General features: G+C 71.7%; 14 protein-coding genes. All 14 read right to left on the reverse strand.

Going from position 1 to position 12847, the window contains the following annotated elements:
* Positions 1-71: 71 nt before the first annotated feature.
* Positions 72-665 carry a GTP cyclohydrolase I gene (gene folE, locus ACFV8H_RS14910; protein ID WP_380399720.1) on the reverse strand — a complete coding sequence of 198 codons (594 nt, stop codon included), beginning with the start codon at positions 663-665 and terminating at the stop codon, positions 72-74.
* On the reverse strand, positions 662-1396 hold the full coding sequence (locus ACFV8H_RS14915) for a 7-carboxy-7-deazaguanine synthase QueE (protein WP_380399722.1): 735 nt from the start codon (positions 1394-1396) through the stop codon (positions 662-664). The genes folE and ACFV8H_RS14915 overlap by 4 nt, the downstream gene beginning before the upstream one ends.
* Entirely contained in the window at positions 1393-1866 is a 474-nt protein-coding gene (locus ACFV8H_RS14920) for a 6-pyruvoyl tetrahydropterin synthase family protein (protein WP_380399724.1), read from the reverse strand. The genes ACFV8H_RS14915 and ACFV8H_RS14920 overlap by 4 nt, the downstream gene beginning before the upstream one ends.
* Entirely contained in the window at positions 1863-2222 is a 360-nt protein-coding gene (locus tag ACFV8H_RS14925; protein ID WP_380399726.1) for a hypothetical protein, read from the reverse strand. Before ACFV8H_RS14925 ends, ACFV8H_RS14920 begins: the two co-directional genes overlap by 4 nt.
* Positions 2219-3154: a hypothetical protein gene (locus ACFV8H_RS14930; RefSeq protein WP_380399728.1), complete on the reverse strand. Its 936-nt coding sequence runs from the start codon at positions 3152-3154 to the stop codon at positions 2219-2221. The genes ACFV8H_RS14925 and ACFV8H_RS14930 overlap by 4 nt, the downstream gene beginning before the upstream one ends.
* Positions 3151-4044, reverse strand: coding sequence for a hypothetical protein (locus tag ACFV8H_RS14935; protein WP_380399729.1), 894 nt, complete (start codon positions 4042-4044; stop codon positions 3151-3153). Before ACFV8H_RS14935 ends, ACFV8H_RS14930 begins: the two co-directional genes overlap by 4 nt.
* Complete coding sequence (locus tag ACFV8H_RS14940; RefSeq protein ID WP_380399731.1) at positions 4041-4880, reverse strand: hypothetical protein; 840 nt, start codon at positions 4878-4880, stop codon at positions 4041-4043. The genes ACFV8H_RS14935 and ACFV8H_RS14940 overlap by 4 nt, the downstream gene beginning before the upstream one ends.
* A gap of 446 nt (positions 4881-5326) precedes the next feature.
* Entirely contained in the window at positions 5327-6433 is a 1107-nt protein-coding gene (locus tag ACFV8H_RS14945; protein WP_380399733.1) for a hypothetical protein, read from the reverse strand.
* Between the two features lie 245 nt (positions 6434-6678).
* Complete coding sequence (locus tag ACFV8H_RS14950; RefSeq protein WP_380399735.1) at positions 6679-7902, reverse strand: recombinase RecT; 1224 nt, start codon at positions 7900-7902, stop codon at positions 6679-6681.
* A 304-nt stretch (positions 7903-8206) separates the two neighbouring features.
* On the reverse strand, positions 8207-8515 hold the full coding sequence (locus ACFV8H_RS14955; protein WP_380399736.1) for a hypothetical protein: 309 nt from the start codon (positions 8513-8515) through the stop codon (positions 8207-8209).
* A gap of 401 nt (positions 8516-8916) precedes the next feature.
* On the reverse strand, positions 8917-9135 hold the full coding sequence (locus ACFV8H_RS14960) for a hypothetical protein (protein ID WP_380399738.1): 219 nt from the start codon (positions 9133-9135) through the stop codon (positions 8917-8919).
* Positions 9136-9152: 17 nt separating this feature from the next.
* Entirely contained in the window at positions 9153-9323 is a 171-nt protein-coding gene (locus tag ACFV8H_RS14965; RefSeq protein ID WP_380399739.1) for a hypothetical protein, read from the reverse strand.
* Positions 9320-10006, reverse strand: coding sequence for a hypothetical protein (locus tag ACFV8H_RS14970; RefSeq protein ID WP_380399740.1), 687 nt, complete (start codon positions 10004-10006; stop codon positions 9320-9322). Before ACFV8H_RS14970 ends, ACFV8H_RS14965 begins: the two co-directional genes overlap by 4 nt.
* A gap of 18 nt (positions 10007-10024) precedes the next feature.
* Positions 10025-12847 carry a hypothetical protein gene (locus ACFV8H_RS14975; protein WP_380399742.1) on the reverse strand — a complete coding sequence of 941 codons (2823 nt, stop codon included), beginning with the start codon at positions 12845-12847 and terminating at the stop codon, positions 10025-10027.

A 12847-nucleotide genomic window follows, 5' to 3' on the forward strand; every position in this document is an offset into this window, starting at 1 on the left:
TTCGCGGTCCCGGCCTGGCCCTGCCATCCTCCCGTGCGGAGTGCCCCGTTGGGCACAACTCCCTTTGCCTGTCAGGAGGGTGCGGGGATCAGGGCGAGCACTTCGGCGCGGCGGGTGGGGTCTGCGTGGAGGGCGCCTGTCAGGTGGCTGGTGACCATCGAAGCCCCGTGCGCGCGGACACCGCGCAGGGTCATGCAGGCGTGCTGGGAGCGAATCAGGCAGGCCGCGCCCTGGATGTCGAGGTGCTCGCCGAGGGCGTCTACGACCTGCTGTCCGAGTCGCTCCTGCACCTGTGGGCGGGCAGCGAGTTCCTCGGCCAGGCGCGCCAGCTTGGACAGGCCCACGATGCGCGCCCCGGGGGTCGGCAGGTAGGCGACGGTGGCGCGGCCGGGGAAGGGCAGAACGTGGTGCTCGCACAGGGCCACGAACGGGACGTCGACCGCGGCGATGAGGTTCGCCCGTTCGCCCTCGGCGGGGAACGTCACCTTGAGGTGCCGGGCCGGGTCCAGGTGGACGCCGGCGGTAAGCTCGGCGAGGGCTTTGGCCATGCGGCGCGGGGTCGCGGCTGTGGACTCGGTGTTGCACGGGATGCCGAGGGCGGTGAGCAGGCCGGCGGCATGCTCGGCCGCGCTGTCCAGGTCGACGGTGTTGCTGGGGGTGGTCATCGGTTGCGTTCTCCAGGCCACAGCAGCCCTTGCTGCCGTATCGTCAGGTTCCAGTTGCGTGCGATCACGTCGTCGGCCAGGGACCGGGCGACGGCGATGATGCGCTCGACGGTGGTCCCTTCGGGCATCACCCAGGTCGCGTGCGGAGGGATGTGGAAGCGCTCGACCAGTTCGGCGATCTCCTCGAGGTCGTCGGGGCCGGCGGCGACGAACTTGAAGCGGGCGCGGCCGCGGTGGGAGAGGCCGGCGAAGGCCGCCAGGGCATCCGGCTTGATCCGCCGTTCCTCCGGCATGCCGGAGTTCGCCAGCTTGGGGCTGACGTTGAAGGCCAGTCGTGGCACGCCGAGGCTGACGGGCTGGGGGGCGCGGGTGCCGTTGGTCTCGATCTCGACGCGGCGGGTGGTGTAGCGCAGCACGGCCATCAGGGAGCGCCAGGCGTCGGTGCGCTGGTGCAGCAGCGGCTCGCCGCCGGTGATGACGATGAGCGCGTGCGGGTGCTCGGCTGCCCATTCGGCGAGGTCGACCACTGGGACGCGGGCGATCTCCTTGCGCAGGTCGTACCGCTTGCTGTCCCAGGTGTACGGGGTGTCGCACCAGTCGCAGGCCAGGTTGCAGCCGCCCAGGCGCAGGAACAGGGCTTGCTGCCCGGCCGTCGGGCCTTCTCCCTGGATGGTGGGGCCGAAGGTCTCGGCGACGGGCAGGCCGGTGTTCGGCAGGACGAGGGCGCTCATGGGGCCGCCGTCCAGGAGGCGGCGTTGACGGCGGTCTCGGATACGCCGACGTGGGAGACGTACGCGCCTGCGGCGCGGGGCAGGGTGTGCAGGGCCTCCGTCGCGACCCGGCCGAGCAGTTCGGCGACGGCCTCCACGCTCGGCCAGCCGAGGCCTGCGGCGTGCTGCTCCTGCTCGGCGGGGTTCTTGGCGCCGAAGCGGAACAGCTTGCTGCCCTCCCCCGCCAGGACCGGAACAAGGGTGTCGGCGGCCCCGAGCATGGTGCCGTGGTCGAGGAAGGTGTCGATCCAGTCCCGCAGGGCCCGCTTGAACGCGCCGAACTCCACGACGGTGCCGGCCGCGAGCTCCGAGGCGGAGACGGTGACCTCGACCACCCAGGAGTGGCCGTGCAGGTTCTCGCACTTCCCGGTGAGGTGCGGCAGCCGGTGTGCCGTCTCAAAGTTGTGGCGGACGGTGACGGCGTGGCTCACTGCTGCTCCCCCGCATCGCCCAGGTGCACGATCGCGCCGGCCTCGCCGTCCTCGGACACCTCGACCCTCGTCACCCGCAGGCCGACGCTGCTGAGGTGCTCGGCGAGGGTGCGGGCCAGGGTCTCGCACGAGGCAGGTCCGCACTCGCGGGCGCCCGGGCCCCACCAGCCGCGGATCAGGTCGCCGAGGTCGTGGAACTCGGTGTCGCGGTCGTCGTGGGCGACGGCGACGGTGACCGTGATGTGGAACAGGTGGCGGTGCCGGGCTCGCAGGTAGGAGCGGTGCTCGGGCGCGGCGGGCCAGTGGTGGAATCCGGGCAGCTGGACCTTGGTCCAGACGTTGGCAGTTGGCTTCACGAGGATCGTGCCTCCGGTTCGGTGAGGGGCGGGTAGGACGGCTGGCCGAGCAGCTCGTCGCGGGTGGTGCGGGCGACGCGCCACACGGTGGTGGTGGCGTCGACGGTCTGCGCGCACATCAGGCAGCAGGGGGTGCGGCCGCGGGTGGGGTGGGCCGGCTGGTCGAGGTCGTACGCGAAGCCGCGGTCGATCACGCCGACCTTGCGCAGCAGCGCGGAGTCGACCCGCACGTCCGGCCAGCGCAGCGGGCCCAGCCAGGTGGAGGAGTCGCAGGAGTCCGGGGGGACGGCCAGGCACCATTCGTTGACCGTCAGGCCGAGGACGTGCACCCACAGGTCGGGGTACTGGCGGTGCCGTTCCCACAGGGTGTGCAGCAGGCGTAGCCGCACCGGGGCCGGCGCCTGGACGACGTTGCCGAAGCAGATCCGGTCGTACTGCTGCGCGAGCTCATCGAAGTAGTCCCAGCCGTCGACCAGCGGGTGGTAGACGGGGATCGGCGTGAGGCCTTCGTCCTCGAGGCGGGCGCGGGTGCGGATCTTGTTGTCCCGGCCGCCCTGGTCCAGCTCGATGTAGCCCCACAGCCGGTCGCCGTGGCGGCGCACCAGTTCGACGTACCGGGCGTAGAGGTCGTCGAAGCCGTCGATCTCCTCCGGGGCCAGGCGCAGGGCCTCGTCCATGGAGACGCCGTGGGCCCGCTTGTACTGGTTGGTCAGCCAGAAGATCCCCGAGTCGAGCAACACCTGGTGCCCGGCGTCCAGCAGCTCGACCAGCCTCCGTTCATGGCCGGCGGTCAGCAGGTCGTTCGTGGCGAGCAGCACGTGGTGCGGGTAGTGCTCGGAGTCACCGGCGGCGAAGTACACGTGCCGGTCAGCCGGGTCGAAGGCGCCGCCGCCGGTGCGCTTCACCGCGGCGCGCTGGTGGCTCGGGCTCATCGCTGCTCCCCTTCCAGCGCCATGCCGCCACCGGTCAGCTCCTGGACGCGGTGGGCGGCGTGCCTCCAGCAGGTGCCCAGCGCCGTCGCAGCGTCCGCGCACAGGCGGGCCGCGGCCTGGTAGGAGGTGCTGTCGCCCGGGGCGTAGCGGAAGCCGGCGGGCAGGTTGCCGACGCGGCGCAGCATCGAGGTCTCGATCCGTTGGTGGTTCCAGCGCAGCGGCGCCAGCCAGGACGAGGAGTCGCAGGAGTCCGGGGCCAGCGGCAGGCACCACTCGTTGGTGGTCAGACCGAGCGCGTGAATCCACAGGTGCGGGTGCTTCTGGCGGCGCTCCCAGATCGTGTGGAGCAGGCGCAGCCGGACCGGGGCCGGCGCCTGGACGATGTTGCCCACGCAGATCCGGTCGTACTGCTCGGCCAGCTCGTCGAAGTAGTCCCAGCCGTCCACCAGGGGGTGGTAGACGGGGATTGGCGACAGGCCGAGGTCGTGGAGGGCCGCGCGCTGTGTCCGCTTGTGCAGCAGGCCGCCCTGGTCCAGCTCGATGTAGCCCCACAGCCAGTCGCCGTACGTGCGGGCCAGGTACACGTACCGCTCGCGCAGTTCCTCGAAGCCGTCGATCTGCTCCGGGGCGAGCGCCAGGGCCTCGTCCATGGAGACGCCGTGGGCCCGGCTGTGCCGGTTGGTGAGCCAGAAGATGCCGCTGTCCAGCAGCACCCGGCACCCGGCGTCCAGCAGGTCGCGCAGCCGCTGCTCCTCGCTGTCGCCCATCAGCTCGTTGACGGCCGTCAGCACGTGCGGGCCCGCGTTGAACTCGCCGCCGCCCGCGGTGAAGTAGATGGGCCGCTCCGACCGGTCGAACGCTCCGCCAGCGGTCGGCAGGACGGTCGTCACGACTCGTCCCGGAGCGTGGGCGCCTCGCCGCTGATCCGCTTCCACTTGTCCAGGAGGTGACCGGCCAGGTAGCGCTCGGGCTGCACCATCACCAGGCGCCGGCCGACGGCGCGGTCCGCGAAAGGGGCGAGCGGGGTGGGGTAGGGCAGGAAGAGCGAGCCCTCGATGAGCAGCGGGGTCCACGTGGGCCAGCCGTCGAAGACCTCGGCGACGACGAGGCGGTGGTCGCCCAGCTCCCACACCTGCCCGGTCTCGACTTGGTGCTCGGGCTCCCCGACGGTGACGCCGGCCAGCGCCAGCAGGTCGCCGCGGTTGATCTGCTCGGGCTCGGCGTCGTCGTCCGCGTCGCTTGTGTCGTCGGCCGGGTCGCCCGCAGCGACGTCCTGGAGCAGGGCGTCGATCTGGGCGTGGTCGAAGCCCGTGGCGGCGAACAGCGCCGGGTCCACCTGCTCCAGATCGGACAGCATCGCGGCCAGGCCGTCGCCGTCCCAGCCGCCGACGGTGGTCAGGTGGTTGGAGGCGATCAGGTAGGCCTCGGCGTGCGCGTCGTCGCGGGATGCCCAGCCGCGCACCACGGGGACCGTCCACGTGCCGTCGGCGGTGACGACCACGCCCTCCGGGGCGGCCTTGCCCGCGTCGCGGCGGCGCGCGAGGGTCTCGTAGCGGCCGTGGCCGGCCACCAGCCGGTCGGTGCGTTCGTCCAGCAGGCCGGGCTCGGTGAAGTCGAACTGCTCGACGGAACGGTCCAGCCCGTCGTCGTCGTGCCCTTTCGGGTTTCGGGCGGCGGGCCGGATCTCGTCCAGCGGCATGTAGTCGATGTAGCGGGGGGCTGCCATGAGCGGGGAACCTAGGCCGCCGACAGCGCTTAGGTCGCGTCGAGCAACTTCCGGCGCTGAGGTGGGGGTTCAGCCCCTGGCCGGGCCAGCGAAGGGTCGATGCGGGTACCGGGCGTGGATCGGGCCGATCCGGCTGAACGGGTCGCCGAACTCGGCGACGAGCTGTTCGTAGATCGGTGTGCCGGCGTCCCCGACCGGCCGCGCTGACGTGAGGTGTGCGGCGGGCCTGAGGGCTGGCGACCGCTGGGTGAACCAGGGCGATCGAGGCGCGTCGGGCGCGGGGTCGTACGGGCTGGTCACGGTGTTCCTCTCAACTTGCCTGCGATGGGCGGACGTTAGATCAGCCCACGGACAGCGGGGCCGTTTCGACGCCCGGGGTGGACCTGGCCAGGCGCCGGCACGGAGCGCCTGGCCAGGGAGAGCGATGCGCGCAGGATGTGGCGGCCTTACTGGCTTCCACGCACCGGCGGGGCTCCGCGCGTGGCCGCGCGCACCCGGCGGACCTGGGTGTTGCCGGACGTGCGGGACCGCTTGGTCGGGTAGTCGAGTTCGTGCAGTGCCGGGCGCTCATTGGGCGGGTTGTCCCAGAACGCTTCGAGCTGCCGGACGCGACCTTGATGGTCCGGTTCGGGGTCCTTGAGCCGTCCGGAGGTGCGCACATACTCGTACTCGCCGTAGGTGTCGGGCGGCACCCCGTCGAGCAGCGCCTTAGCGACGTTCTGCGCCTTCTCGGCAGCGGACTTCGCGGCGCGGTGCCGGTCGTACTCGCTGAGGGCCCATTCGATGTCGGCCTTGTCGGTGACGAGGGTGTACGACTCCGGGGAACGGCCGACCGCCTCGGCCTGGAGCATGCTCCAGCAGTCGACGCGAGCCGGGCAGAAGCGTCGGCAGATCACGTCGGTGCTCGGCCCGGACCTGTCCCGGGGCAGTGCGGTGCCCAGGTCGAGGGCCGTGGCGATCGCGGTCAACCGGCCGAGCGCCCGCCGGGCGGCCTGCTCATCGAACGGGCGGGTGAACTCCTCGTCGCTGCCGCTCTTGCGCTCGAAGTAGATGATCCTCACCTCGGTCACCACCTCGCCAGCGAGGCGCAGGGCGAGGGCGTACAGCTGCGTCTGGTCCCACTCCGTCTCGGGCGGGCCGTCGTCGCCGACCAGCGCCCATTTCCAGTCCCCGGCGGTCTTGTAGTCGTACAGGACGCCGGTGACCGGGTCGTACTCGTCGTAGCGGCTCGGCCGGTCCAGGCCGGGCAGGGTGACGGACTGCTCGTACAGCCGCCACGGGTAGAGGGCGCGCCGGCGGCGGGACACCGAGTCGTGGATCAGGGTTCCGGCCCTGGCTGCGCGCCGGTCGACAGGGGCCGGGACGTAGCCGCGTGGCGGGTTCTCCCGGTACCAGATCGCACGGCGGCAGGAGCTGGTGTCGGAGGCGCCGATCGACCACTGGCCCGGCTTCTTGGGGCGGCGGGAGCGGCGGCGGCGTCCGGTGCGCTCGGACGCCGCGAGGTCGTCGCCGAGCCGGGCGTGGGCTGCCGCCTGGGCGCGTTCGAGGAGCACGTCGGCGGGGTCGCGGCGGTAGCGGGCGCAGCTGGTGGAGGTGTGGCCGCCAGAGCGCTTCTGTCCCCGGTGCGCGTGACGGGGCGCGCCACAGCGGCACGGGAGTGGGCTGGGCCCGATGAGACGGGCGCGGGCTAGTTTGCGGGCTTGCTCGATGAGGGGCTGCATGAGGTGTCCGTGTGGGCAGGCCGCAGGGCCGCGCGGCCAGGGTGCGGCCCTGCGGGTGGAGTAGGCGGGGGAGCGGGCTAGCCCTCGCGGGCGTCCTCTCTGCCCCACACGGTGGTGTCGGGGTCGAGCCGGATCAGCAGGCCGCCGGCCTCGACATGCTCGGCCGCTTCCGGGTGGGATCCGAGCGCGGCCGCAACGTAGGGGCGCAGCTCGGCGAGCAGGACGGTGAGCTGCGCCGTGTTCGCCTTGTTGAGGCCGATCCCGGTCGCCTTCCGCCATCGGTCGGTGATCTTGGTGACGGTGCTGCCCATCGCGGAGGCGTAGGCGCGCAGTTCCTGGCGCAGCTCGTCTGCGGTGGGCGGCTCGTCTTCCGGTCCGGCGGTCGGCTCGCCGGCCTGCGTGCCAGTCACCGGCGTGCCCTGTTCGGCGCTGTCCTCGGGGGTGGTGCCGGTGGAGGCGGTGACGACGGTGCCGGGGATGACCGTGCCCGGCTGCGCCTGGGCGCGGGCCGACCGGCGACGCTGCGCCGAGTCCTCGCGGACCTGGTTGGCCTGGGCGGCGTCGGCCTGCTCCATCTCGGTGTGCTCGTAGATGTTGACGAGTTCGCGGGGGAAGGCCACCCGCCACGCCTGGGCCTCGGCCACCTTGCCGATCATGTGGACGCCCATGGTCGGCCACAGTCCCGACAACACCTTCTGCCCGGTGCGCGAGCCGTTCATCCACTCGTCCTTCGTCACCGCGAACTCGCTGAACAGCGCCACAGCCTGACTGATCGTCTGGTCGCCAGCGATGCTGTAGTGCTCGATGCGGCACATCGCGGCGGCGGGCAGTCCGGGTGCGAGCCACACCTCGACCCATCGGCGGCGGTTGATCCCGTCTTCGCCCTGGATCCACCACGCGGGGTCGTCCTCGGGGCCGGTCCAGAACGGGCCGATGCGGCGGATGAAGCGGCCGCTGCGCTGCCCGATGTGCCGGAAGCCGTCGATCCCGGTCTGGGCGGTGTAGTAGACCTCGTCCTGGCCGAACACCTTGCGCTTGCGCGGGATGTAGTAGATCTCGCGGCGGAAGGGGTCCAGGCCTGTGCTCTTGCAGATGTGGAAGAACGCGACCTGCTCGGCTGTTGGCGCGTCCTTGAGGCCGATGGTGGCCATCGCCGCGCGCTGGGCCTTCGTCCAGAACCGCTGCTCGCCGGTGATCTCGAGGACCTGGTCGGCCGTCTCGATGGCCATCTCCGCGCGGTTGTCCGTCAGCGGAGTGACCTGTTCGGACACGGGTTGGGTCTGCTCTGTGGGTGCTGTCACCGAAAGGTGCCTTCCTTGTCTCCGTGGCGGCACCGGGGTTCGCAGGCCCCGGTGTGGCTGCCTGCCTCCACCCTCCCGTCAGTCCGGCCTGCGTGGGAACACCCACCACGTGGCCAAATCGGCTGCGGAGAAGGGAGATTAGGAAGTGTGGCCGCCGGGCCCGCGGGTTGCGAAGCCGCCCGGGTCCGTGTGCTCCCCTTGATAGGAGACAGCCCCGAAGGGCTTGTTGCCAGAGCACGCGGCCGGTCGGCCCGGCGGCCACATCATCACTCTAGGGTAGCGCCGGCCGCAGACACAGGGCCGGCTACCAACCGGCCCGGCGGTCCGGGGCGGTCGCGCGCTCCAGTGCTCCGGCGCCGGCGTGCTGCCACAGGCCGTCGTAGAACGTCTTGGAGGCCACGACGGCGAGGGCGACGGTGGTCAAGGCGGTCTGGGCGTGGGCGATGTCCCCGCGGGCGAGGACGGTGACGATGCCGACGATGCCGGAGGCCACCGCGCCGACGACGGCGCGCACTGGCTTGCTCCAGTGCGGCTGCTGGACGAGTGCGGTCGCCCAGGGAGTGACGGCGCCGAGCAGCAGGCCCCACGCCTCGGTGTCGTTCAGGATGTTCAAGATCGTCTCCTGGTGTTGGTGATGGGCGGGCTTGGCGCTCAGAGCGGCCAGGTCGTGACGAACGCGACGCCGGCGGCGGCCAGGTAGCCGGTGGTGAACCGGTAGCGGGCCAGGAGGCCGGTGCGCGGGGCTACTCGCGCGGTGGCCGTTCGTCCCTTGACAGCGCGGCGGGCAGTCCCGCGAGGGTCAGGCCCGTGATGATCACGCTCGGGTCGGCCGGTGGCGTCCATGCCTCCCGCACGATCACTGCCGCTCCGAGCAGGAACAGGACCAGGTCTCGGATCGTCTTCCACCCGGTGATCTCGCTCCATCTGGTCCTCCGTCGGTGTCGTCGGCCAGCGGGAGGCTGCTGGTCGTCCGGGTCCCGTTCCACAGCGGGGGACGGTAGGGCGCGGCGGTGTCTACGGTCGCGTCGAGGTGCCGCGCTGTTCGGCGATGGTGGACTCGAGCTCGGCGATCCGCCGGTTCAGGTCGGCTTCCCGCGCGGTGCGTACGGCGATCTCTTCGCGGGCGAGGGCGAGTTCCGCCTGGGCGTGGCCCCAGGACTCGGCCATCTGGTTGCGTAGCCGGGCGATGTACGGCTCGGCGTCCACGGTGATGGGCTGGTCGTTGTGCTCCATGGTGGCGGGGGCTCCGTTCACTTCGTCGGGTTGGGGGTGTCGTTGGTGGTTGGCCGGGCGCTGGCGGCCGCCTTCCGCAGGTGCTGGACGCCGGTCCGGAGCAGGGCGGCTTCGGCGGGGGTGAGCCGGCGGCGCTCGGCGGTGCTGAGCAGGCGGTCGAGCTGTTCGGGGGTGGGGCCGTTGGTCATGCCGTGTCCTCGCTGCGGCGATGTGCCTCGTCGCGTCGGGGCACCGCGGCGTCCCACACCGAAGTGGTGAAGCTGTCCGGGCTGACGCGGATCGCCTCATCCTCGGCGGGTAGTTGGGGCTGGGCGAGTTGCCGCCTGGTCTGCTCCACGATCTCCGTCTTCGCGGCCACCCCTTCTGGGGTGATGCCGTGGTGGCGCCGGATGATGTCGAGCGGGTCCGTCGCGGCCTTCGCTGCTGCCGTGCGGCGCGCGCCCGCGGCCGGTCCGGCTGTGACGGCGACGCGGGTCCGCTTGGCGTGGGCGATCCGTTCGAGGTGGGCTTGGCGGGCGGTGGCCCGGTCGGGCGCGTTGTGCAGGGTGACCGGCGGCGGTCCCCCTGCGGTCGGGCCGGGGATCTCCTGGGCGGCGTGGACGGTGAGGCTCTTCGCGGTGGCCGGATCGGTGTGGCGGTCCTCGCGCGGGTCCGGAATCCACGGCTCGTGGAGCAGCATGTCGAGGATGGTGTTGATGCCGTCCGGGGTGGTGTGGTCGATGTCGTACTCGGCGGCCCGCCACTCCAACGAGGAGGTCGGGAAGACGGTGACGTGGTGGTCGCCGTCGGGCCGTTGCTGGCGCACGGCCCAGCACTGCGTGGACCCGACAGCGATCCGGGCCGCGTCAAGTACCTGGTACTGCTCGGGCATGGTGGTTCCCCGTTCGTGTCAGATGCGGAAGCACCAGAAGCCGATGGAGCCGTCGGCGCTGGCGGCGTAGAGGGTGGCGGTGAAGCCGGTGGTGGAGGAAGCGGTGACCTGCCAGGCTTTCACCGCTTGCCAGTCCCACAGGGTGATGATCGGCACCATGTCGGACTGCATCGTCGGCCCGTAAGAGAGCGACATCGAAGTCCAGTTGCGCATCCCCACCCGGCCGGTGAACAGCCCGCGGTCCGGCTCGGCGTACCAGTAGTTCAGGAAGGTGCCCTTGTACTGGAGGGTCGTGGCGTCGATCCACAGCTCGGTGTTGCCGCCTTTGTCGTTGCTCCGGCCGATCTGGACGCCTGTCTCCGAGGCGATCACGTAGCCTTTGGGCGAGTCCTCGACCATGTACGCGAGCGCGGCGCCTTGGCTCGCGTTCATCCGGACGGTGCCACCCCACGGCCTCTGGGTGTCGGTGCGGATGGTCTCCAGCGCGGAGATGTTGTCGGTCAGGTAGAGCCGGTAGGCCGTCGACTGCCCGTTGTGCTGGAAGGTGCCGCTGTTCAGACCGATGTACGCCGCGCCGTTGTTCCCGCCGACCGCGTTGATGAAGGCGTAGTTGTTGCCGTTGGTGGGGAAGAAGCGGATCTCGGGCAGGCCCCCGCCGGGGTTGATCTCGATGCGCTGGCCGCTGGTGCCGCTGGACAGGCCGCCGACGATCCGCACGTCCCCGGTGGTCGCGGACACGGAGACGGTCTTCACACCGTTGGCGTTCCACGCCTCGATACCGGCGGAGTTGAGCTCTACCCTCGCGCCGGCGTCGGCGGTCTTGATGCGGGCGGACACGGTGAGGTCGGCGTTGAGTTTGCCCACGGTCAGCTTGCTCGCGGAGACGGTGCCGATGTTGGCGTCCTGGATGGTGGCGAGCGCGATCTTCGCGCCGATGATGGTGGCGTCCGCGAGTTGGGCCGTCCCGATGATCTGGTCGGCGAGGTCGGACCTGATGACGACGGTCGGCGCGGCGGAGGCCTCGGCGGATGGCTGCGAGGTGTTGCCCGCCCGGTCGCGGGCGACGAACTTGACGTAGTAGGTCGTGCCGTAGGACAGGCCGGTGATCGGGGCGCCCGCCGCTCCGGCAAGCCGGTCGACGATCGTCGCCGCGCTGGGGGTGAACCCGGCTGCCGTGGAGGCGTGCACCTCCAACTCGGCGAAGTCCGCGGGCATTGCCTCGCCCGCCGATCCGCGCCCGTCCCACACTGCCCGCAGGGCCCCGATCAGCGAGGTCACCACGGGCTTCGACGGCACCGGGGGCGGCGTGGTGTCGCTGGCGAGAACGGCCTCCTCGGACAGCCGCCAGGTGGAGGAGTTCCCGGAGGCGTCCACGGTGCGCACCCGGGCCTGGACGCGCTGCCCGGCGGGCAGCTGGTCGTAGTGCGCGATGGTGCCGTTGACGGCCTGCTCCGGGGACCACTGCGGGTCCCGCCCCGCGATCCGCAGGCCGGGCAGCAGGTAGGAGACGTAGTAGTTGCCGGCGTCGTCGTACACGGTGCCGTCGGCGTTCTGCGTCACCGCGGGCCAGGACACCGCCAGCGCGGCGTGCTGCTGCCCGTCCCGGTCCAGGTAAGCCCAGGAGCCGAGCAGCACCGCGTCCGGGGCCTTGGGGGCGACAGTGTCGTTGCGGTCGCCGAGCGGCGGCAGCGGGGTGCGGGAGGCGGTCGCGGAGCCGTTGGTAAGGGCGTCCAGCTGCCTCTGTACCCGGATGCGCTGCTCCACGAACAGGTCGTTCAGCTCCAGGCTGCTGCTGGGCTGGCCGGCGCCGTCGTACGTGGTGGCGATCGTGCGCACCCGCAGCGGCTCCAGCGTGGTCGGGTCGGTGCGCCGCTGGTCGTAGCGGATGTAGTCCCCGGGCCGGTAGTCGGTGCCGGGCCGGTGCTGGGTTGCGGCCGGGTCGAGTTCGATCGTGAAGCCCTCGGAGGCGGCGCCCATACCGCCGAGGGTGACGCGCGCGAGTTCGGCGAGGGTGGCGGTGTCGGTGATGCCGCCCCGGCCGTCGAAGGCCTCCCGGCGTCCGTAGCGGGCGGCCGCGGTCGGGTTGACGACTTCGGCCAGGTTGCCGGAGTCGCCAGAGGCCAGCAGGTGGGAGCGTACCGAGCGGCGGGAGCGCTGCCGGGGGCCCTTGAGGACGTCCCGGCCCAGGTACAGCACGATGCCGGGGTGGTCGGTGGCACACGCGGTGTCGGGCACATAGGCGCGCAGCCGGTAGCCCTCCATCCGCACATCGGCCCACCCCGCGCCGGTGATCGAGGTGACAGTCTTGAGCAAGTCGCCGCCGGCGTCGTACTGGACGGTGTACGTGGTGGGCCAGGGGCGTCCGGCGCTGTCGGCGGCCGAGGTGAAGTCCCACGTGATCTCGGGCAGGGCACTGCGGGCCTGGGCGCGCTGGAGCAGGGTGGCCAGGACGGCCCCGGGAGTTGCGTTGACGAACGGGAAGTGCGCGTCGAGGCCCTGCACGGCCTTGCCCGGGGTGTGGCCGACCGGGTAGATCACGGCGCGTTCCAGCAGGGCGAGTGCGCCCCGGCAACCGACCTGGACCGGCCGGGCTTCACCCGCGTCGTCGGCCGGGTCGTCGCCGTCGTCCTCCAGCAGGTACCGCTCGGGCTGCTCGACGCCGTCGATGACGAGGGAGATCCGCGGGTCGTCTCCGGACAGCAGGCCAGCGCCCGGGGCGTTGCGCGGGTAGGTGAAGGTCAGCGCGCCGGCACCGTTGTGCTCGGCCTGCGTCTTGAGGTCGGCGGGGTAGGGCAGCAGCCCGAGCAGGTTGCCGCTCGGGCTCAAGACGCGCAGGTGCAC

Origin of the sequence: Kitasatospora sp. NPDC059827, assembly GCF_042731675.1 — a bacterium.
Lineage (GTDB): Bacteria > Actinomycetota > Actinomycetes > Streptomycetales > Streptomycetaceae > Kitasatospora.

Excerpts from the sequence above, each read along its gene's own strand:
- folE (WP_380399720.1), bottom strand. The coding sequence starts at position 665 with ATGACCACCCCCAGCAACACCGTCGACCTGGACAGCGCGGCCGAGCAT.
- ACFV8H_RS14915 (WP_380399722.1), bottom strand. The coding sequence starts at position 1,396 with ATGAGCGCCCTCGTCCTGCCGAACACCGGCCTGCCCGTCGCCGAGACC.
- ACFV8H_RS14930 (WP_380399728.1), bottom strand. The coding sequence starts at position 3,154 with ATGAGCCCGAGCCACCAGCGCGCCGCGGTGAAGCGCACCGGCGGCGGC.
- ACFV8H_RS14940 (WP_380399731.1), bottom strand. The coding sequence starts at position 4,880 with ATGGCAGCCCCCCGCTACATCGACTACATGCCGCTGGACGAGATCCGG.
- ACFV8H_RS14960 (WP_380399738.1), bottom strand. The coding sequence starts at position 9,135 with ATGGAGCACAACGACCAGCCCATCACCGTGGACGCCGAGCCGTACATC.
- ACFV8H_RS14965 (WP_380399739.1), bottom strand. The coding sequence starts at position 9,323 with ATGACCAACGGCCCCACCCCCGAACAGCTCGACCGCCTGCTCAGCACC.
- ACFV8H_RS14970 (WP_380399740.1), bottom strand. The coding sequence starts at position 10,006 with ATGCCCGAGCAGTACCAGGTACTTGACGCGGCCCGGATCGCTGTCGGG.